We start from the raw sequence: 19,729 nt of genomic DNA, 5'->3' as shown, positions 1-19,729 counted from the left end.
GCAATTTTATGTTAGAGCAAAAGGATGAACAATTATTAATTGATTTAACCAGCGCTAGAGGAGTGCCTGGCAATGAAGAAGAGGTACGAGAAATTTTTAAAGCTTATGCCAAACCATTCGCTGATGAAATCATGTTTGATGGTATCGGAAGTGTGATTGCCAAGCATGGTCAAGATGAACAAGCACCTAAAATTTTTATTTCAGGCCACATGGATGAAGTTGGCTTTATGGTAACAAAAATTACCGAAAAAGGGTTTATTGAATTTCAGACTTTAGGTGGTTGGTGGTCACAAGTGATGCTTGCCCAACAAGTTGAAATCAAAACGAGTGAAGGAAAATTGATTCATGGTGTAATTGGTTGTAAGCCACCACACGTTTTAAGTCCGGAAGCGCGCAAACAGCCTTATGATATTAAAGATATGTTTATCGATGTTGGTGCAACCAGTGAAGAAGAGGTTAAAGCTTGGGGCGTTCGTCCTGGAGATATGATTACCCCTTATATCGAATATAAACGTTTAAATGATACCAAATTCTTATTAGCCAAAGCGTGGGATAATCGAGTGGGTACCGCAGTTGCGCTACGTGTCTTAGAAAATCTAGCAACTGAAGGTCACAATAATCAATTATATGCTGGTAGTGACGTGATGGAAGAAGTTGGCTTGCGTGGTGCCAGAACCAGTACCTACTTGGTAAATCCAGATATTGCATTGGCTTTAGATACTGGTACAGCTGGGGATACACCGGGAATGACTCCAAAAGAGGCAGATTCTGTTTTAGGTAAAGGGCCACAAATTTTAATCTTTGATGCCTCCATGATTCCCCATAAAAAGCTATTAAATTTTGTGGTAAAAGTTGCTGAAGAATTAGAGATTCCGTTCCAATATGCAGTGATTGCAGGCGGCGGTACGGATGCTGGTCAGATGCACTTAACACGCAAAGGGGTGCCATCTTTAGCCATTACAGTACCTGTGCGCTATCTACATTCTCATACTTCAGTTATCCATGAAGATGATTATTTAAACACAGTAAAATTAGTTACTGAAGTTGTCCGTCGATTAGATCGTCAAACGGTTGATGAATTATTAAGCTATTAATAGATTGAATGAGGCAATCTTGGTGAAAGACCAGATTGCCTTTTTAAATGCTGGAGGGATGTTAAATGAAGTTAACAATTTTAGGCTGTATGGGTGCGTATCCTTCACATAATCAAGGAACTACCGGCTATTTATTAGAATCAGGTGATTACAAATTATTACTGGATGCAGGCAGCCATACATTAATGGAGCTAGGTAAACATATCGATCCTTTAAGATTAGATGCGGTGATATTAAGTCATTATCATCACGATCATATTGCAGATTTAGGTGTTTTACAATATATGTGGCAATTATCTGCGCGTCGTGATCACAGTCGCATTTTGCCCATTTATGGTCACGGAAATGATGTGTTTCATTTCAATGATTTAACGATGAATGAGGTCAGTCAAGGAATAGATTATCTCAAGGTAAAACAGTTGAATTTGGGACCGTTTTCTGTTACATTTATGAAAACGATACATCCGGTTGAATGCTATGCTATGCGCTTTGTAGAGAATAGTACAGGTAAAGTTTTTGTATTCACTGGTGATTCTGGATACCTGGATTCATTTGTTGAATTTACTAAAGATGCTAATCTCTTTTTAGCAGATACCTATTTATTTAATGGCGCTGAAAAACATCATGCGCATTTTACTGCACAAGAATCTGGTCAAATTGCTAAAGCGGCTAAAGTAGAACGTCTGGTCCTTACACATTTACCAGAAGAAGGGGACTGGCAATTACTACAAGCACAGGCACAACAAGAAGCTGGTGAAAATGTTCAAGTAACTATTGCCAAAGTCGGTGACAGTTACCAAATTTAGGAGGAAGAAAAATGTTATTTGTACCTAATGAAATTACCGATCCACGAATTAATTTAGCCATTGAAACATTTTTATTACAGGAAATGCAGGTCGATGAACCCATCCTATTATTTTACATTAATGAGCCTTCAATCATTATTGGGCGGAATCAAAATACGATTGAAGAAATTAATAAAGAATATGTGGATGCTCATGGGATTCATGTTGTGCGCCGGTTTAGCGGTGGGGGGGCTGTTTATCATGATTTAGGGAATCTAAACTTCAGCTTTATTATGAAAGATGACGGTCAATCTTTCCGTGATTTTGAAAAATTAACGAAACCAATTATTGAAGCCCTACATGAATTAGGGGTGAGTGGTGCCCAATTAAAGGGACGAAATGACTTAGTAATCAATGATCAAAAATTTTCTGGTAACGCGATGTATGCGACAAATGGTCGGATGTTTGCCCACGGTACAATTATGTTTGATAGTGATATTAATGAAGTGGTTAATGCCTTAAAGGTGAAGAAGGAAAAAATCGAATCTAAAGGAATCAAGTCTATCCGCTCTCGTGTAACGAACATTAAACCGTTTTTACCAGCAAGTGAACAAAACATGACGACGAAAGATTTTAGACAAGCAATTTTATTGAAAATCTTTGGTGTTGACAGTGAAGCAGAAATTAAAACTTATACCTTAACTGATGAAGATTGGCAAAAAGTTTATGCCATTTCTGACCAATATTATCGCAATTGGGATTGGAACTATGGACAGTCACCAGCCTTTGATTTACAAAGAAGCCAACGTTTTGCTATCGGTTCAATTGAGGTGCGTTTAAATGTTGCAGAAGGTAAGATTTCTGATTTGAAGATTTACGGCGACTTCTTTGGCTTAGGTGAAATTAAAGATGTGGAAGAAAAACTAATTGGCACTCGTTATGCTAAAGAAGATTTAGCAGCAGTCATTGACACCATTGATTTACAAAAATACTTTGGTAATATTGAAAAAACAGATTTCTTAGGCCTAATCTATTAATCCTTTGATGGGGTGCAGATGATGAATGCTTATCAAGAAAAATTTTATGAATTTATTCTCGCGCGAGTAAAAACAGAAAATCTTGAAGATGCCCAGTCTTTACTAAAAGAAAGCTTTGCCAAACAAGCACAAGGCAGTTTTGATCTTGAGTTTTTAGCGAGCTTTAAAGCGAAGCTAACGCCTTGGCTAAAGCCTGAATCTAAAGATGAGGTATTAAAAATTATTCGTGATTTTGGACAAAATTTTGTCCGTTAATAGCCTAAAAAAGCCACTCTAGTTTCAGAGTGGCTTTTTTTGACGAAGGAGTTACTTACAAAACACAAATTATTCAAGGATGAAAAACAGGCTACACGGCTTAGTTCAGCTGTTGTTTTTGGTTTAAATCAGTGAAAAAGACTTGGTCAATTTCAGGGTAGCGTTTCATAATTTTTTTGCTCAATTGTTTTTTCTCATCTGCACTCAAGGTCTTTTTCGGCTGAATAATGACTAATTCCAACCATTGATCCTTTTGATAGCCGGTTGCAACAGTCACTTGTTGTATGGTATCAGGCGATAATTGTTGGATTTTTTCACTTAAGACGATAGCATTTTCAGTAGAATCATCGTTATCAGTATTTTTATTTGCAAGCTGATTGCTTTGATTGGCCTCGATGATGCTATTGATATAATCTTCAAATTGTTTACCCGATAGTTGTGAAAGTTCTGCAATTTGGGTGATTTTTAATTGATATCCCTTTAATCCATAGTGCACTAAATCATTTTGCAGGTCTTGAATTTTTTGATCAGTAAAATCATTGCCGGCGATAGTGAAGCGTAAGGTTTGTTTTTCCTCATCAATACTTTGCTTAATTATGGTTGTATGTGCTAATTCTTCGTTAGCAAAATTTTTGACATTTGCCTCTAAAATGGACTGATGCACTAATGAATTGGCTGAAACTAGGCTAGGAATAATAATTAAAATGGTTAGGACAATATAGAGAATCCGTTTGCTTTTAGCCAGTCTAGGCTGCGCATTGACTCTTTGTTTAGTCGGCATGCGTAAGCTTTTTACACCGGCGATGGTCGTTAAAATAATACAAAAAGCATTAATAATAAAAAGATAGGCTGCCCCGGTCATATAGGCTAAATTTTTACTAGCAATCGCATAACCAACTGTGCAAATAGGAGGCATTAGCGCAGTTGCGATTGCCACACCAGGGACGATATTGTTCACACTTTTTTTGCGAGCACCAATAATCCCAGCAGCGCCGCCAAAAAAGGCGATTAATACATCCCAAATAGTTGGCGAGGTGCGATTGATAATTTCTTGGCTAGCATGGCTAATCGGTGAAAAATAAAAGTAACAGCTAGCTACTAAAATACTCAAACCAACCTCAATTAATAAGGTCTTGGCAGCTCTTTGCAATAGTTGTTGATCATAAATTGCGATGGCTGTACCGATGGCTAAAATTGGTGACATCAAAGGTGAAATGAGCATGGCCCCAATAATGGTTGCTTGTGAATTCATGTTAAGTCCAATTGAGGCAATAAAAATGGCGCAAGTTAGAATAATTAAATCCTCACGAGTGATATCACTGTCTTCATACATTTTTTGATAGAATTCTTGATTGGTATAATTATCATTGGTTGGCAATTTCATGGACTCACTTCCTTTTAGGCTATTTTTTTATTACTAATAGTATAACAAAATTGGAAAAAAAACGAAAAATATAAGCAATCATACTTGCAGGTTCAGATAATGAGAAATTACTGTACCATTTTTCTAGCATTTTATGAAAAATAAAAGAGCTGAGAGGCAAAATAAATCCGAGCTTGATCATTCATTTAGCTATTGCCATCTGAATGAAGCAACTCGGATTGATTAATGTTAGTTTATTAGTTTTGAATCATTTAAAGTGTGATGGTTGTATTAGTAGGTGTTAAATGATAAATTTCTCCTTTTACACCTAATGTAGCAGCAACTAATTCTTGTAGGTGAAGGATTGCTTCATCGGCACGTTGCGCTTGCTCATTGTTAATAGCTTCAATCAACAATATGGCCTCTTGAGTTGTATCAGTGAGCATGGTTCGTTGTGCCTCGCGCCAATTCAAGCAGCGACATACAGCACCAGTATTGTCAAAATAGCATAATTCACCAGCAAGTGCGGGACTATCTTCTTCAGCGCCTAAAGGTAAGAAGGATTCTCCCCCCTTAGCTAGTCCGAGATTTAAATTACCATCAATTTTTGCAAGATCTTCCCCTCCACAAGGGACACCATAAGTCAGAGAGATAACATTGTATAAATCAACAAGTGGATTAATTGACTTAACAGGGTGGCCTTGTTTGTTTCGTTTTAACAAAGCTTCGATGGATGAGCGTGCGCCTTTTTTAGTTTTGAATTGTTGATAAGCTTGGCGCCACTGACTAATGACAGGATTGTCAGTCCAGCTTTCTTCCTGAGTGAATGATAATGCATTGGTTGAAGCTTGATCTAATAAGGGCTGACTATCAATCGTTTGTTGGTTGTTTATATTTTTTACGACAAGCACATTAATTCGTCCTTCAGGAAAAAGTTGCCAAAATGCTTCATGAATAATTAATTCTTTCATTAAATTTCCCTCCTTATATGTTGCATTTGCAATATATTATTATCATAATAAGCGTTTGGACATTTTGCAAGAAAAATGTTTAATCAATCAAAAAAACGTCTACTCAGTGTTTCAGTAGACGTTTTTGGGGGATTAGTAGGCTCTAGCAATCCATAGCGTATGTTTAGCAGGTTTACCACTAACGATGTCAAATTCTTTTTGCATTGGCACTTCAAATGGGATATTACGAGTAGTAAAGCCGGTTTCTTCTTTGATTTTGGCTTCGGTTTCTTCGGTGCCATCCCAACCAATTAAGACAAAACCTGGTACCTTGCCTGCTGCTTTAGATGCTTCAATATGCGCTTTTAATTCATCTAAAGTATTAATATCGTAATGTTCATTAGCTTTATTGCGTTCTTTAGCCGCTTGCAATAGACGAGGGGTCATCGCTTGTAATTGTTCGTCAATGTAGTTTTCCAAGTCTTCGAATTTTACGGTTACTTTTTCATCAAGATCACGCATTTTCACCATTACATGACCGTTTTCTAAGTCACGAGGGCCACATTCAACACGTAAGCAAGCACCTTTTAATTCCCATTCATTAAATTTAAAACCTGGAGAATTATCAGAATCATCTAGACGTACGCGGATGCCTTTTTGTTTAAGATTTGCAAAGATTTCATCTAATTTTTCCATGATTGCTGGATTTTTCTTCCATGGGCCAACTGGTAATAAAACAACCTGGGTTGGTGCAACAGTTGGTGGGAAGACCAAGCCTTTTTCATCACCATGGGTCATAATTAATGAACCTAATAAACGTGTCGAAACACCCCATGAAGTAGTATGGGCTAAGGTATGTTGATTTTCTTTATTTAAGTAAGTAATATCAAAGGCCTGAGCAAATTTAGTTCCCATATAGTGAGAAGTTCCCGCTTGAACCGCTTTACCATCTTTCATCATCGCTTCGATTGAATAGGTATCCACTGCACCAGCAAATCGCTCAGAAGGTGTTTTTTGCCCTTTATAAACTGGGATGGCCAAAAATTCTTCACATAAACGCGCATATTCGTCTAATACACGCATAGTTCGACGACGTGCATCGGCTTCATCAACGTGGGCAGTATGTCCTTCTTGCCATAAAAATTCTGAGGTACGCAAGAATGGTAACGTCTTTTTCTCCCAACGGAATACGTTGGCCCATTGGTTGATTTCATAAGGTAGATCACGATAAGAATTGATCCAATCTGAAAAGGCTGAACCAATCATTGTTTCTGAAGTTGGTCGTAAAGCCAATGGTTCTTCTAATTTTTCATTGCCCACTTCGGTCACCCAAGGTAGTTCAGGAGCAAAGCCTTCAATGTGATCGGCTTCTTTCATGAAAAAGCTCTTAGGAATTAACATAGGGAAGTAGGCATTACGAATGCCTTCTTGACGTAAAAACTTGTTGAATTCTTCTTGAATATGTTCCCAAAGTTCAAAGCCATCTGGACGGAAAATAATTGATCCTCTAACAGGTGAGTAGCTCATTAATTCTGCTTGTTGAACGGTTTGTAAATACCATTCTGTAAAATCATTTGTTTGGTTAGTCTCTGCCATAAATATCCTCCTAAAAAATAATAAAAAAGCATTCCATCCTTAAAAAAGGACGAAATGCTGTAATTTCGCGGTACCACCTTTATTGACTGCCTTGTGCAGTCCACTTTAACTGTCGATAAGGAGACAGCGCCCGATTGTTTTGCAATCAAAAATAAATGGTAGGTTCACAAAAACAGTGGTGCCAAAGTCCCAGCCTAGCTTCAGCTCTCTTGAAACATCTTTTTGCTACTAGTCCAAATCTACTGTTAATCCTATACGGAAATAATAAAAAAAGCAAGTCTTTCTTTTGAAAAATGAATAGGTGAGTATTTGTTTTCTTTCTTACCTGTATAGTGGTCTATAAAAACAAAGCAAGATGCTTTCAAATGAAAAGATCTTACTTTGTTTAACAAATTTATTCATGTAATTGGTCTTTATCGGCGGGATTTTCACCAGCAAATAAGCCACGTTTTAGTAATTCGTATTTATTTTTTAAATTTACCAAGTTTTTTTGGTAATCTTGACTATACATGATAGAGAAGATAGTATCCAAAACATACTGAAAAGCAATTTGTGATGAAAAAGTCCCGATTTTCCAAAAATCATACTCATTTTGCGTAATGATTTGACAAAGATCAGCTAGTCCAACCAATTCTGAATGAGGATTGCCTGAAATTAAAATAGTACTGATATTATTCTGTTTAAAATGTTCTAAGAAACGTTGATATTGCTTAATTCGACCACTATAGGTTAAAAATAAGGCGCAATCACCTGGCAAAACATTAGCGGCAGTCCAATCTTCATCAGCATATTCTTCAGCGATAATTAAAAATTTGTTGAGCTTCATCAATTTATTTTGAAAGCTGCGCCCTCTAATTTGCGTATCACCTTGAGCAAAGATAAAAATCCGATTGGCAGTTAGCATTTTGGCAGCCATTTGATCAAGCAATTGAAAATCTAATTGGGCTAAGGTTCGTTGAATTGTCTCAGTCGTTAAGGTTGCCATTTTTTTGGCGATGACTTGAGGATTATCACCAGGCTCAAATGGAAAATTAGGATTAACTGAATCCAGTTCGTGTAGCCGTTGATGAACAATTTCACTAATGGCTTGTTTAAATTCTTTGAACCCATCATAACCCATTTTCTTAGCAAAACGAACAATTGCAGAGTGAGATGTATAAGTATTTTGTGCCAATTCCTCCAAGGTAGTTTGGGGGATTTTGTCAATATTCTTTAGTACATATTCAGCAATTCTTTCTTCATTAATGGTTAAACTAGATTTTGATTGTAATTTATCAATCAAAAACATCTTTATCTCCTCCGTTACGATAAACTCATGTTAATTATATCACATTATAAAATTAAATATAAATAAGAAAAAAATCTCATGATAAAACATCGGATGTTTTTTTAAAGGTTTTAATCCTTTTTGTTAAATATTTATCTATCTTAGCTAGACAAGTTGAAAATTTTTGAAAAAAATATTCAATTTCATTTGAAAGAAAAGGCTTTTTTGTGAAAGTTTTTGCCAAAAATCAGCTAAAATCTTTGCTAACGATGAAAAAAACGTATAATGAGAATCAGGAATGGGGGGGATTTCATGTTAACTATCGCTTACATCGGTAATGGCAAAAGTACCAATCGTTATCATCTACCGTTTGCTTTAAAGTTGAAAGATAAAATACGTGTAAAGAGCATTTATGCTAGAACTTTACGTGATACTTGGCAAGCGATTGATGGAGTGAATTATACTGATTCATTAGACGATATCTATAGTGATCATGAAATCCAGCTTGTAATTATCACTACACCTAATGCTTCACACTATGCCTTAGCTAAAGATGCTTTATTGCATGGTAAAAATGTTTTAGTTGAAAAACCATTTTCACTAAGCTATGCCGAAGCCAAAGAGTTGTTTGATATTGCAAGTGAACGAAATTTATTCGTTCAATGTTACCAAAATCGTCGTTTCGATTCTGACTTTTTAACTGTGCAAAAGGTGATTGAAAGTGGTCGATTAGGTAATTTGTTAGAGATGGAAATGCACTTTGATTACTATCGTCCAGAAGTGCCGTTAAACACTGAGCATTTTTCAGTGGCAGATAGTTTCTTATATGGGCATGCTTGTCATACTTTAGATCAAGTCATTTCTTATTTTGGAATACCAGATGATTCTAAATTGGAAGTTCGCCAGCTTTTGGGGGAAGGTCGGATGAACGATTATTTCGATTTAGATTTATATTATGGGATGCTAAAAGTTTCTGTAAAATCTAGTTACTTTAGAATTAAACCAAGACCGAGCTTTGTTGTTTATGGAACAAAGGGGATGTTCGTAAAAGAAACAAAGGATCGTCAGGAAGAGCATTTAAAGATGTTTTATCTACCTGAGCATGCTGATTTCGGTCTGGATTTACCTGAACATTATGGTACGTTGACCTATGTCGATGACTATGGTCGTTATCATGAAGAGAAGGTCGTTTCTGAAGTCGGCGATTATAGTCGATTTTATGAAGCACTTTACGAGACGCTTATTAATGGAAAGGATAAGCTCGTAAAGGATGAAGAGACGCTGTTTCAAATGAAGTTATTAGAGGCTGCTATCCACCAGCTTCCTTAATTTCTGTTTTTAATTATATTACTAGCCTTTGACAAAGCCTTTTTCGTTGACATGGGGGGCTTTGTCTCTTTTTTGTTTTCTTTTCTTTTTAGATTATTCGGTATAAGATAAGTAAGAAAAGAACATTTGGAGGCGGATGAAAATGCTAGCGATGAATCAAAAAGCACAACAGACGATGATCGTTACTCAAAAGGAGACGGCACAACAAGTAGAAAGTGGTGAATTGGCGGTTTTTGCTACCCCTAGTCTTTTGGCGTTAGTTGAAAAAACGGCTTGGCAAAGTATTGCTTCATGCCTTTCAGCTGAACAAACAACGGTGGGCACCAATATCGTTTTGGACCATCTAGCACCCACACCTGTTGGCCTGCAAGTCACTTGTCACACCAATTTAACTACCATTGATCGTAAACGATTGGTTTTTTCTTTTGAAGTCTATGATGAAGTCGATTTAATAGCTAAAGGTACGCATGAACGGTTTATCGTCAATCGAATGCAATTTAGCGAAAAAGCTCAACAAAAGCTGCATCAAAAATAAGGATGATGGGTGAAAATTTGCTGAGTTGCCTAGCTAAAATGAAAAAGTTATAATGAATTTTAAGTGTAATAACTAGAAAGTGGAGGAAATTGTTTGAGAAATGAGATGATGCATCGACCAGTTGTTAAAAAAGAATTGGTTGATTATTTAAGAACCCAACAAAAGGCTTTACCTGGTGAGCTAGGTAAAATTGAACAAGAAGCCAATCAGCAAGAAGTACCGATTATTCCGCATGAAACCGTGGTTTTTATGCAATTTTTACTTGGTCAGCTAAAACCAGTTAATATTTTAGAAATTGGCTGTGCGATTGGTTTTTCGTCTAGTTTAATGGCGCAATTTGTGGGTGAAAAAGGCCATGTTACGACCATTGATCGTTATGAAGTGATGATTGAAAAAGCTAAAAAGACCTATGAACGACTTGGTTTAACGGATAAGGTCACACTTTTAGAAGGACAGGCTGCTGAAATTTTGCCTACCTTAACAGGACCGTATGATTTTATTTTTATGGATAGTGCGAAATCAAAATATATTGAATTTTTACCTGAATGTTTACGCCTGCTTAAGCAAGGTGGGGTCTTGATGGTGGATGATATTTTTCAAGGGGGCACGATTTTAGATCCCTATGAAACGATTCCACGAGGTAAACGCGCGATTCATCGTAAATTGAATGAATTTTTAACCGTTATTACCACGCATGCAGACCTTACTACGACTTTGGTTCCTTTAGGAGATGGAATTGCCTTGATTACTAAAGAAGCTGCTGAGATTGATCCAAATTCTTTACAAATAACAGAAACAAAATAAATCAAAAATGAGTACCCTGTTAGCCTCAATTAGCTATTAAAGGGTTAGTGGAAAGAAGGAGAAACGCGATGACTTTTGAACAAATTTTACCTGAATTAAAAAAAGGGGCTAAAATTATCCGTAAAGGCTGGAGTGGCTATGAATTATATGTTACTTTGGTGGATGGTCAAGAATATGAACAAGCCCCAGTTACCCCGTATTTTTTAATTAAAACCTCAGATGAAGGTTTTTCAAGCTTTGCACCAACTGTTTGCGATATTTTAGCTGATGATTGGGAAATTGTTGAGTATGCAAAATAATCGTGAGTTTGCTAGTAAAGTAATTTTCGTGACTGGTTGTGCTTCAGGAATTGGTCTCGCGCAGGCGCAAGCATTCTTGGCGCAAGGAGCGTTTGTGTTTGGAGCAGATATCCAAGCTGCACCTTGCGAATTACTCAAACAGCCACAGTTTACTTTTTATCAAGCTGATGTAGCTGATTGGCAGGTATGTCAGGAGCTAGTTAATGCTTGCCTGAAACAGTATCAAAAAATCGATATTTTACTAAATACGGCTGGCAAGCTAGATGGCTATGCGGATCTTTTAAATACTACACTTGAAAGTTGGCAGCAAATCATGCGGACCAATGTGGATAGTATGTTTTATTTGACTAAATTGGTGTTGCCTACTATGCTAACACAAAAAAGTGGAACGATTATTAATATGGCTTCGATTGCCAGTCTAGTTGCTGGTGGTGGTGGGGTAGCCTATACAGCAAGTAAACATGCTATCGCAGGTTTTACTAAGCAAATTGCTTTAGACTATGCCGATCAAGGAATTTCGGTGAAAGCCATTGCTCCAGGTGCGATTCAAACGCCCATGAATGCAGCTGATTTTGCTGGTGATGGAAAGATGGCGAAATGGGTCGCTGATGAAACACCGGTAAAACGGTGGGGCAAGGCACAAGAAGTTGCCGAGCTAACCCTGTTTTTAGCAAGTGAAAAAAGCAGTTACTTACAAGGCGCCATTGTTCCTATCGATGGCGGCTGGTTATTGAAATAAGCGATTTAAAAAGCGTGCGCATACTCGCGACTTTAGTCGTAATAGATTTAAAGAAATGAGTAAAAATGGGAATTTACCAGACTCATTTCTTTTTTTTGGCCAAAAATATTGATTTTTAAGCAATCTGTGTTATGATAGCATTCGTGGAAAGTCCACACTGCGAAACTTCCATCCTTTAGTCGCAGCTTATTACCAAGGGAATCCCTTGCAAAGGAGTGTTATTATGAATCAACCAACTCATCAAGTAACTAGCCAAAGTAAAACTTTGGAATTAGTCAGATCCGCTATTGTGGCTGCTTTATATGTAGTCATTACCGTTGTTTTAGCACCGATTAGTTATGGTGCCATTCAAGTTCGTTTATCCGAAATGTTTAATTTTATGCCGTTGTATAATAAACGCTATATTTGGGCAGTAACAATAGGTGTATTTATTTCTAATTTATTTTCACAAAATGGTGTGGTCGATTTAATTGTCGGTACCCTATCTACCTTAGTTGTTTTATTAATCAATGTGAAGGTAACTGCTAATATGACTTCAATGAAAAAGAAAATGGCTGTAAGTACGATGATTTGTGCGGTATCGATGTTTACTATTTCAGGAGAGCTAACTTTCCTTTATGATGCCCCATTTTTCTTTAACTGGTTAACGATTGGTATCGGTGAGTTTATTGCGATGGCAATTGGGGCAGTTATTATTTATACTGTTGGTAAAAAAATAGATTTAACAAAATAAAAATAGATGTTTAAAGTAGTTGTAATGGATGGACAACTGCTTTTTTTATAGTAATTTTTTAAAAAAAAGTTATCTTATTTTAAGAAATTTAGCAGAAATGGCTTGCATATCAGCTGAAAATCTGCTAAAATCATTTTTGTTGCTGATAGGTCATAGTAGCTCAGCTGGATAGAGCATTCGCCTTCTAAGCGAACGGTCGGGGGTTCGAATCCCTCCTGTGACGCTAATATCCTTAGAGATTCAAAGTCTCTAAGGATTTTTTTGTTATCTAAGAATAAACCTACTACGATCAACTTAAGTGTTACGAATCCTTTGAAAAAATTAGCAGAAGTTGAAATTTATACAAGTGATAAGACAAATTTTTCGAGTAGTTACGCATAGAAAAAGCCGGTTCATTTTATTTATATAAAAAATATTCAGAAAATTTAGCAAAAACACTTGACTTCTAATTAAAAATTAGGTATTTTTTAATAAATTATTTATTTTGTTAGGTGAGTAAGATGAAAAAACAAACAATTCAAGCATTTGGTTTATTATTATTATTACGATAGAGAACTCTTTTGACTGCAAACATTAGCATAAATAAAGAGTTCTATTGGCATTGCATAAAGAAAGGTACTTTATGGGATGCTTTTTTTGTAGGAAAAATTCTAGGACTAAGGAGTATAGGCAAAATGAGAAAAATCCAATTTTTTGATACCACCCTTCGAGATGGTGAACAAACACCAGGCGTTAATTTCAACACCCAAGAAAAGGTTCAAATTGCTTTACAGTTAGAAAAATGGGGGATTGATACCATTGAAGCTGGCTTTCCAGTAGCCTCACCGGGTGATTTTGAGGCTGTTGAGGCAATTAGTAAAGCAGTGAAAAAGATGACGGTTGCCGGTTTGGCTCGTTGTCAGCAAAAAGATATTGATGCAGCTTATGAAGCCCTTAAGGCGGCCAAATTTCCTCAAATTCATGTCTTTTTAGCCACAAGTGATGTGCATATGAAATATAAATTAAAAATGACCCCTGAGGAAGTATTAGCATCCATTGATTATCATGTACGCTACGCTAGAAGCAAGTTTGAGAAGGTGCAATTTTCTCCAGAAGATGCAACTAGAACTTCTTTACCATTTTTACTACAAGCAGTTCAAACTGCTATCGATGCCGGTGCTACAATTATCAATATTCCTGATACGGTGGGTTATAGTAATCCAACTGAATACGGAAAAATCTTTGCTTATTTAACCCAAAATATTAAAAGTGATCAGGAAATCATTTTCTCCTCGCATTGCCATGATGATTTAGGTATGGCAACCGCCAATGCGTTAGCAGCAATTGAAAATGGGGCCAATCGAGTGGAAGGAACCATTAATGGAATTGGCGAAAGAGCGGGGAATACTGCTTTAGAAGAAGTGGCAGTCGCCTTACACATTCGTAAAGACTTTTACCAATGTAGCAGTGCAATTGTCTTAGAACAAACCAAACAAACTAGTGATTTAGTGGCAAGACTATCAGGAATTCCAATTCCTAAAAACAAGGCGGTCATTGGTGGAAATGCTTATGCTCATGAATCAGGTATTCATCAAGATGGTGTCTTAAAAAATCCGGAAACCTATGAAATCATTACCCCACAACTAGTTGGCGTAAAAACCAATGCCTTACCATTAGGCAAATTATCTGGCCGACATGCGTTTTCAGCTAAGCTAAGTGAGTTAGGCTATGACCTTGATAGCTCAACAATTAATGATTTATTCAAGAAATTTAAAGTATTGGCAGATAAGAAAAAACAAATTACTGACCAAGATTTAATTGCATTAGTCACGGATAAGTTTAGACGCTCAGCTGATGGTTATCATTTACAAGCAATTCAACTTCAATATGTTTCTAACGGCTATCAAGCGGCAGTGATTTCGATTCAAGATGAGCAAAAAAATATACACACTGCTTCGGCCATTGGTGATGGAAGCATTCAAGCGATTTACAATGCTATCGATGAGGTTTTTATGCAAAAGCCAACGTTAGCAAGTTATGAAATTCAAGCTTTGACCAGTGGAGAGGATGCACAAGCTGAGGTTAGAGTGAGTATTATTGATGAGGCGAGCAAAGCGATGATTAATGGTGTCGGGGTAGACTTTGATGTATTGAAAGCATCAGCTAAAGCCTATGTCCATGCTAGTTCGCTATTAAAAGAAAGAGGGCAATAAAATGGCAAAAAATATTGTAGTATTAGCTGGCGATGGAATCGGTCCAGAAATAATGGCAAGTGGATTGGCTGTTTTACAAGCAGCAAGTGAAAAAAGTCAGTATAGTTTTACTTTTGAACATCATGCCTTTGGCGGCGCAGGAATTGATGCTTATGGAGATCCCTTACCCAAAGAGACTTTAGCAGCTTGTCAAAAAGCCGATGCAATTTTACTAGGGGCAATTGGTGGGCCAAAATGGGAGCAAGCAGAAAAAACACCAGAAGCTGGTTTATTAGCTCTGCGTAAAGCTTTACATTTATATGCGAATATTCGGCCGGTCAAAGTGCCAGATGCTTTACTAGATTGCTCACCGATAAAAAGTGAGATTGTCAAAGGAACAGACCTAGTAGTGGTTCGTGAATTGACCAGTGGTATCTACTTTGGAGAACCTCGTCAATTGGCTGCAGATTTTGCTGTAGATACGAATCGCTATCATGAAGATGAAATTCGCCGGATAATCCATCAAGCGTTTCAAATCGCACGTAGTCGACGGAAAAAGGTTTTATCCGTCGACAAAGCCAATGTTTTGGCGACTAGCAAATTATGGCGAAAAATTGCTGAAGAAGTAGCTAAAGAGTATCCAGATTGCACCTTAGCGCATCAATATGTGGATTCAGCTGCAATGAAAATTGTTCAACAACCAACTAGTTTTGATGTGATTGTGACTGAAAATTTATTTGGAGATATTTTAAGCGATGAGGCTTCTGTATTACCGGGTACACTTGGCGTTTTACCAAGTGCAAGTCATAGTATCAGTGGCATTTCGTTATATGAACCGATTCATGGATCAGCCCCTGATATTGCAGGTAAAAACATTGCGAATCCGGTTTCGATGATTTTATCTATCGTTTTAATGCTTAGACAGTCGTTTGATTATCAAGAATTAGCTGATCAAATTGAGCAGGCTTGTTTTGCAGTGATGGCTGAGGGTGTATTAACTCCGGATTTAAACGGAACAGCCACTACAGAAGAATTTACACAAGCAGTAATTGCTAAACTAGAGGAGTGAGAACTATGGGCAAGACCCTTTTTGATAAATTGTGGGAGCGTCATGTTATTTTGGGTGAAGAGGGCGAAGCACAATTGTTATATGTTGATTTGCAAATGATTCATGAAGTTACCTCTCCACAGGCTTTTGAAGGCTTGCGCCAGAACAATCGAACGGTTCGTCGGCCAGATAAAACCTTTGCGACGATGGATCATAATGTACCCACTCAGGATATTTTTAATATTACAGACTTGATTTCTAAAAAACAAATTGACACTCTAAGAAAGAATTGTGAAGAATTTGGCATTACTTTATGTGATAATGGTTCAGCTCGACAAGGAATCGTTCATATGGTTGGGCCAGAAGTTGGCCTAACTCAACCAGGTAAGGTCATCGTTTGTGGTGATTCACATACAGCTACGCATGGGGCATTTGGCGCGATTGCTTTTGGGATTGGGACTTCTGAAGTGGAGCATGTTCTAGCTACACAAACCATTTGGCAAAAAAAGCCTAAAAATCTAGGAATACAGGTAACGGGTAAATTACCAAAAGGCGTGTATGCCAAAGATATTATTCTAGCTTTAATTGCTAAATATGGCGTAGATTTTGGTGTGGGCTATGCAGCTGAATTTTTTGGTGATACAATCGAAAGCTTATCGATGGAAGAACGAATGACTATTTGTAATATGTCCATAGAAGGCGGGGCCAAAATGGGCATGATTCGTCCAGATGAAAAAACCTTTGCTTATGTAAAAGATCGAGAATATGCCCCTAAGGATTTTGAGCAAGCTGTTGAGGACTGGCAAACCCTTTATACCGATGTGGATGCAAAATATGATTGCTTGTTAACCTTGGATGCTAGTCAATTAGCCCCTTATGTAACATGGGGAACGAATCCGGAAATGGCGGTGGCTTTTGATGAAGCCTTTCCGACGATTAAAGATCATAATGATCAATTGGCCTATGAATATATGGATTTGCATCCAGGTCAAAAGGCAAGTGACATTCCGATTGAATATGTCTTCATCGGCTCTTGTACGAATGGCCGTTTGTCTGACTTGCAAGAAGCAGCGCAGATCATTCAAGGGAAAAAGGTGAAAGATACGGTCACCGCAATTGTTGTCCCTGGGTCAAGACCGGTGAAAAAAGCAGCAGAAAAACTAGGCTTGGATCAAATTTTTATTGAAGCAGGTTTTGAATGGCGTGAACCAGGTTGCTCGATGTGTTTAGGGATGAATCCAGATAAAGTACCTGAATATATTCACTGTGCCTCAACATCAAATCGGAATTTTGTAGGTCGACAAGGAAAAAATTCAAGAACCCATCTTTGCTCGCCAGCGATGGCAGCAGCCGCGGCTCTACATGGTACCTTTGTCGATGTTAGAGAAATGGTAGGTGAAAGATAATGCGTGCATTTACAGTTTATCAAGGGCGCAGTGTCCCTTTTATGAATGATAATATTGATACCGATCAAATTATTCCAAAATCGTATTTAAAACGGATTGAAAAGGCGGGCTTTGGAGAATTCTTATTCGACGATTGGCGCTATTTGAAAGATCGCACGCCAAATCCAGATTTCGTTTTAAATGAAGCAAAGTATCAAGGGGCAACGATTTTAGTCGCTGGTGATAACTTCGGCTCAGGTTCTTCACGAGAACATGCGGCATGGGCATTGATGGATTATGGCTTTGTAGCGGTGATTGCCGGTAGTTTTAGTGATATTTTTTATATGAATGCGACTAAAAATGGTCTATTACCTATTGTTTTACCGCTTGAAGTTAGAAAGGCCATTGCTGATTTACCTGCTGAGACTACTCTTACCATCGATTTACCAAACCAAGTTGTTCAATTTAATGATCAGCGCCATTCCTTTGCGATCGATCGAACTTGGAAGCATAAATTAATCAATGGGTTGGATGAAATTGGCATTACCTTACAATCACTTCAACAAATTGAAGACTATGAACAAACTATACCAAGCTATTGGCAATAATTTTGTGAAACGACTACAGCTGATAGATGTTGTCTTCCCTAAAATATATACATGAAATGATGCTGTAGTCTTTCAATAAACGACTTGCTTTTTTACTAACTACCCTTTTGAATAGGCAAGTCAAAATCAACTCCAGTTAGTCAGATAGGCTAGCTGGAGTTTTGTTTACGATAATTTTTTACTAATAGGCTAATTGGTGTACAGGAAAATTTTTCCGCCTTAGGACGCATTAGTTCTTGGATGGTTTATGTTACAATAGAAAAAAAGGTCATGAGGTGAGTGCTATGTTTCAAGTGAATAATTTTTTAGATAATGATGATGTTCGAGTTGTTGATCAAAAGGGCCCTTTTAGTATTGCTGAATATCAACGTGATTTAAGTGTAACCTTATCAACGGCGATGTCTGCTTACTATGCTAATCAAATGTTAGTTAGAAAACGCCAAGTGGTCTGTGATTTAAGTCAGACAAACGGGGTAGTGGTGCAAGCCGGCGCGATGCAGTGGATGGTTGGTGATGTTCAGGCGACTACTGGCATTAAAGGGGTAGGCGATTTTTTAGGTAAAGCTTTTAAAGGCAAGGTTACCGGTGAAACAGTCGTAAAGCCTGAATATGTGGGAACGGGAACCTTGGTATTAGAGCCTACTTATCGACATATTTTATTGCTGGATTTAGCTGATTGGCAAGGCTCAATTGTTTTAGATGATGGTTTATTTTTGGCTTGTGAGGCTGATATTCAACAAAAAGCAGTGATGCGTTCTAACCTTTCTTCAGCGGTTGCAGGTGGAGAAGGACTATTTAATCTAGGCTTAAAGGGGCAAGGCTTTGTTTGTCTAGAATCGCACTGTCCAAAAGAAGAATTAATTGAAATTACCTTAGAAAATGATGTTTTAAAAGTGGATGGAAATTATGCGATTGCTTGGAGTAGTAGCTTAGATTTTACCGTTGAACGTTCTGGTAAATCATTACTTGGTTCAGCAGCTTCTGGAGAAGGATTAGTTAATGTTTATCGAGGAACGGGTAAAGTATTAATGGCACCTGTCTTAAAGGGGCTTGGCTAAATAGTTAATTAATCAATATAGCCTGGTTGCTTTTGCTTAAACCAAAAGTAACCAGGCTATTTCTATACAAAGGATGTGAAGCAAGTCGGTTAACTACGAGAAAATAAGTACTATCGTGGTGGAATATCAATTATTTTTAAAGATATTCTACAACACGCTAGCTTATTTTCCGAGTAGTTACTTGCTGAACACAGATTATACAAAGGATGTGAAGCAAGTCGGTCAACTCCGAGCAAATAAGATCTAGTCAGGGAAAAATAATATGATTATAAAAATTTTTCACCAGACTAGCTTATTTGACGAAGGAGTTACTTGCTGAACACAGATTATACAAAGGATGTTTTGTAAGTTGTCTAGCTACGAGCAAATAAGTTCCGGTCTGGCAATAAAATCCTTAGCTCTAAAGATTTTACTGACAGAACGGCTTATTTGATGAAGTAGCTACTTACAAAACACAGATTATTTAAAGGATGTCTAACGACTCGCACAGCTACGAGAAAATTTGAGTGTTACTCGCCGTTTGAAAAATGAACGATTTTAAAATTTTTTCAAACGACGAGGCAAATTTTCCGAGTAGCTAGTCGTTAGACACAGATTACCCAAAGATGTGAAGTAGCTTGCTTAGACATGAGAAAATTCGAGAGTTACTCTCCATTGAGAAAATCAAAAAAGT

19 protein-coding genes, 1 tRNA gene and 1 other annotated feature are annotated in these 19,729 nt (G+C 37.3%); of the genes, 16 read left to right on the top strand and 4 right to left on the bottom strand.

What is annotated here, in order from left to right; genetic code table 11:
• The first annotated feature begins 8 nt into the window (after positions 1-8).
• The 4 genes from RK02_RS05925 to RK02_RS05910 all read left to right on the top strand — a co-directional run bounded on the left by RK02_RS05925 (position 9) and on the right by RK02_RS05910 (position 3,171).
• Positions 9-1,094: a M42 family metallopeptidase gene (locus tag RK02_RS05925; protein WP_016183343.1), complete on the top strand. Its 1,086-nt coding sequence runs from the start codon at positions 9-11 to the stop codon at positions 1,092-1,094.
• Positions 1,095-1,159: 65 nt separating this feature from the next.
• Positions 1,160-1,900 (top strand): MBL fold metallo-hydrolase, encoded by a 741-nt coding sequence (locus RK02_RS05920; protein WP_016183342.1) that lies wholly within the window; start codon positions 1,160-1,162, stop codon positions 1,898-1,900.
• Between the two features lie 11 nt (positions 1,901-1,911).
• Positions 1,912-2,916: a lipoate--protein ligase gene (lplA, locus tag RK02_RS05915; protein ID WP_016183341.1), complete on the top strand. Its 1,005-nt coding sequence runs from the start codon at positions 1,912-1,914 to the stop codon at positions 2,914-2,916.
• Positions 2,917-2,937: 21 nt separating this feature from the next.
• Entirely contained in the window at positions 2,938-3,171 is a 234-nt protein-coding gene (locus RK02_RS05910; protein ID WP_016183340.1) for a hypothetical protein, read from the top strand.
• 100 nt (positions 3,172-3,271) lie between these two features.
• Here the strand turns inward: RK02_RS05910 and RK02_RS05905 are convergent, their stop codons facing one another.
• The 4 genes from RK02_RS05905 to RK02_RS05890 form a co-directional block, all read right to left on the bottom strand.
• Positions 3,272-4,555 carry a TIGR00341 family protein gene (locus RK02_RS05905; protein WP_016183339.1) on the bottom strand — a complete coding sequence of 428 codons (1,284 nt, stop codon included), beginning with the start codon at positions 4,553-4,555 and terminating at the stop codon, positions 3,272-3,274.
• 251 nt (positions 4,556-4,806) lie between these two features.
• Positions 4,807-5,505, bottom strand: a complete 699-nt coding sequence (locus RK02_RS05900; RefSeq protein ID WP_016183338.1) for a B3/B4 domain-containing protein — start codon at positions 5,503-5,505, stop codon at positions 4,807-4,809.
• Positions 5,506-5,637: 132 nt separating this feature from the next.
• Positions 5,638-7,080, bottom strand: a complete 1,443-nt coding sequence (proS, locus tag RK02_RS05895) for a proline--tRNA ligase (RefSeq protein WP_016183337.1) — start codon at positions 7,078-7,080, stop codon at positions 5,638-5,640.
• Positions 7,081-7,122: 42 nt separating this feature from the next.
• Positions 7,123-7,330: a binding site (T-box leader), on the bottom strand.
• 144 nt (positions 7,331-7,474) lie between these two features.
• Complete coding sequence (locus RK02_RS05890; protein ID WP_016183336.1) at positions 7,475-8,368, bottom strand: MurR/RpiR family transcriptional regulator; 894 nt, start codon at positions 8,366-8,368, stop codon at positions 7,475-7,477.
• Positions 8,369-8,659: 291 nt separating this feature from the next.
• Between RK02_RS05890 and RK02_RS05885 the strand changes: the two genes are divergently transcribed.
• The 12 genes from RK02_RS05885 (at position 8,660) to RK02_RS05830 (ending at position 19,056) form a co-directional block, all read left to right on the top strand.
• Positions 8,660-9,676 carry a Gfo/Idh/MocA family oxidoreductase gene (locus RK02_RS05885; RefSeq protein ID WP_016183335.1) on the top strand — a complete coding sequence of 339 codons (1,017 nt, stop codon included), beginning with the start codon at positions 8,660-8,662 and terminating at the stop codon, positions 9,674-9,676.
• A gap of 142 nt (positions 9,677-9,818) precedes the next feature.
• Positions 9,819-10,211, top strand: a complete 393-nt coding sequence (locus RK02_RS05880; RefSeq protein WP_016183334.1) for a thioesterase family protein — start codon at positions 9,819-9,821, stop codon at positions 10,209-10,211.
• A gap of 93 nt (positions 10,212-10,304) precedes the next feature.
• The gene (locus RK02_RS05875; protein ID WP_016183333.1) at positions 10,305-11,015 is read left to right on the top strand and encodes an O-methyltransferase; all 711 of its coding nucleotides are present in this window, start codon (positions 10,305-10,307) and stop codon (positions 11,013-11,015) included.
• A gap of 68 nt (positions 11,016-11,083) precedes the next feature.
• Positions 11,084-11,314: a DUF2829 domain-containing protein gene (locus tag RK02_RS05870; protein WP_016183332.1), complete on the top strand. Its 231-nt coding sequence runs from the start codon at positions 11,084-11,086 to the stop codon at positions 11,312-11,314.
• On the top strand, positions 11,304-12,053 hold the full coding sequence (locus tag RK02_RS05865) for a 3-oxoacyl-ACP reductase (RefSeq protein ID WP_016183331.1): 750 nt from the start codon (positions 11,304-11,306) through the stop codon (positions 12,051-12,053). The genes RK02_RS05870 and RK02_RS05865 overlap by 11 nt, the downstream gene beginning before the upstream one ends.
• A gap of 223 nt (positions 12,054-12,276) precedes the next feature.
• Positions 12,277-12,786 (top strand): QueT transporter family protein, encoded by a 510-nt coding sequence (locus tag RK02_RS05860; protein WP_016183330.1) that lies wholly within the window; start codon positions 12,277-12,279, stop codon positions 12,784-12,786.
• A 149-nt stretch (positions 12,787-12,935) separates the two neighbouring features.
• A tRNA-Arg gene (locus tag RK02_RS05855) sits at positions 12,936-13,009 on the top strand.
• Positions 13,010-13,460: 451 nt separating this feature from the next.
• A complete protein-coding gene (locus RK02_RS05850; RefSeq protein WP_016183329.1) occupies positions 13,461-14,978 on the top strand; it encodes a 2-isopropylmalate synthase in 1,518 nt (505 codons plus the stop codon).
• 1 nt (position 14,979) lies between these two features.
• A complete protein-coding gene (gene leuB, locus RK02_RS05845; protein ID WP_016183328.1) occupies positions 14,980-16,026 on the top strand; it encodes a 3-isopropylmalate dehydrogenase in 1,047 nt (348 codons plus the stop codon).
• A 5-nt stretch (positions 16,027-16,031) separates the two neighbouring features.
• Positions 16,032-17,411, top strand: coding sequence for a 3-isopropylmalate dehydratase large subunit (gene leuC, locus RK02_RS05840; RefSeq protein ID WP_016183327.1), 1,380 nt, complete (start codon positions 16,032-16,034; stop codon positions 17,409-17,411).
• Positions 17,411-17,998 carry a 3-isopropylmalate dehydratase small subunit gene (gene leuD, locus RK02_RS05835; protein ID WP_016183326.1) on the top strand — a complete coding sequence of 196 codons (588 nt, stop codon included), beginning with the start codon at positions 17,411-17,413 and terminating at the stop codon, positions 17,996-17,998. The genes leuC and leuD overlap by 1 nt, the downstream gene beginning before the upstream one ends.
• 284 nt (positions 17,999-18,282) lie before the next feature.
• Positions 18,283-19,056 carry an AIM24 family protein gene (locus RK02_RS05830; protein ID WP_016183325.1) on the top strand — a complete coding sequence of 258 codons (774 nt, stop codon included), beginning with the start codon at positions 18,283-18,285 and terminating at the stop codon, positions 19,054-19,056.
• The last annotated feature ends 673 nt before the right edge of the window (positions 19,057-19,729 follow it).

It is taken from the genome of Enterococcus columbae DSM 7374 = ATCC 51263, from assembly GCF_000406925.1.
Taxonomy (GTDB): Bacteria; Bacillota; Bacilli; order Lactobacillales; family Enterococcaceae; genus Enterococcus_E; species Enterococcus_E columbae.
This window is presented reverse-complemented; position numbering and strand designations above follow the sequence as displayed.

Bases quoted from the DNA above. Each gene is read 5' to 3' on its own strand.
- leuD (WP_016183326.1), top strand. From the start codon at position 17,411: ATGCGTGCATTTACAGTTTATCAAGGGCGCAGTGTCCCTTTTATGAAT.
- RK02_RS05850 (WP_016183329.1), top strand. From the start codon at position 13,461: ATGAGAAAAATCCAATTTTTTGATACCACCCTTCGAGATGGTGAACAA.
- RK02_RS05865 (WP_016183331.1), top strand. From the start codon at position 11,304: ATGCAAAATAATCGTGAGTTTGCTAGTAAAGTAATTTTCGTGACTGGT.
- RK02_RS05890 (WP_016183336.1), bottom strand. From the start codon at position 8,368: ATGTTTTTGATTGATAAATTACAATCAAAATCTAGTTTAACCATTAAT.
- RK02_RS05885 (WP_016183335.1), top strand. From the start codon at position 8,660: ATGTTAACTATCGCTTACATCGGTAATGGCAAAAGTACCAATCGTTAT.
- RK02_RS05830 (WP_016183325.1), top strand. From the start codon at position 18,283: ATGTTTCAAGTGAATAATTTTTTAGATAATGATGATGTTCGAGTTGTT.
- lplA (WP_016183341.1), top strand. From the start codon at position 1,912: ATGTTATTTGTACCTAATGAAATTACCGATCCACGAATTAATTTAGCC.
- RK02_RS05860 (WP_016183330.1), top strand. From the start codon at position 12,277: ATGAATCAACCAACTCATCAAGTAACTAGCCAAAGTAAAACTTTGGAA.
- RK02_RS05870 (WP_016183332.1), top strand. From the start codon at position 11,084: ATGACTTTTGAACAAATTTTACCTGAATTAAAAAAAGGGGCTAAAATT.
- RK02_RS05900 (WP_016183338.1), bottom strand. From the start codon at position 5,505: ATGAAAGAATTAATTATTCATGAAGCATTTTGGCAACTTTTTCCTGAA.
- proS (WP_016183337.1), bottom strand. From the start codon at position 7,080: ATGGCAGAGACTAACCAAACAAATGATTTTACAGAATGGTATTTACAA.
- RK02_RS05905 (WP_016183339.1), bottom strand. From the start codon at position 4,555: ATGAAATTGCCAACCAATGATAATTATACCAATCAAGAATTCTATCAA.
- RK02_RS05925 (WP_016183343.1), top strand. From the start codon at position 9: ATGTTAGAGCAAAAGGATGAACAATTATTAATTGATTTAACCAGCGCT.
- RK02_RS05910 (WP_016183340.1), top strand. From the start codon at position 2,938: ATGAATGCTTATCAAGAAAAATTTTATGAATTTATTCTCGCGCGAGTA.
- RK02_RS05920 (WP_016183342.1), top strand. From the start codon at position 1,160: ATGAAGTTAACAATTTTAGGCTGTATGGGTGCGTATCCTTCACATAAT.
- leuC (WP_016183327.1), top strand. From the start codon at position 16,032: ATGGGCAAGACCCTTTTTGATAAATTGTGGGAGCGTCATGTTATTTTG.
- RK02_RS05880 (WP_016183334.1), top strand. From the start codon at position 9,819: ATGCTAGCGATGAATCAAAAAGCACAACAGACGATGATCGTTACTCAA.
- leuB (WP_016183328.1), top strand. From the start codon at position 14,980: ATGGCAAAAAATATTGTAGTATTAGCTGGCGATGGAATCGGTCCAGAA.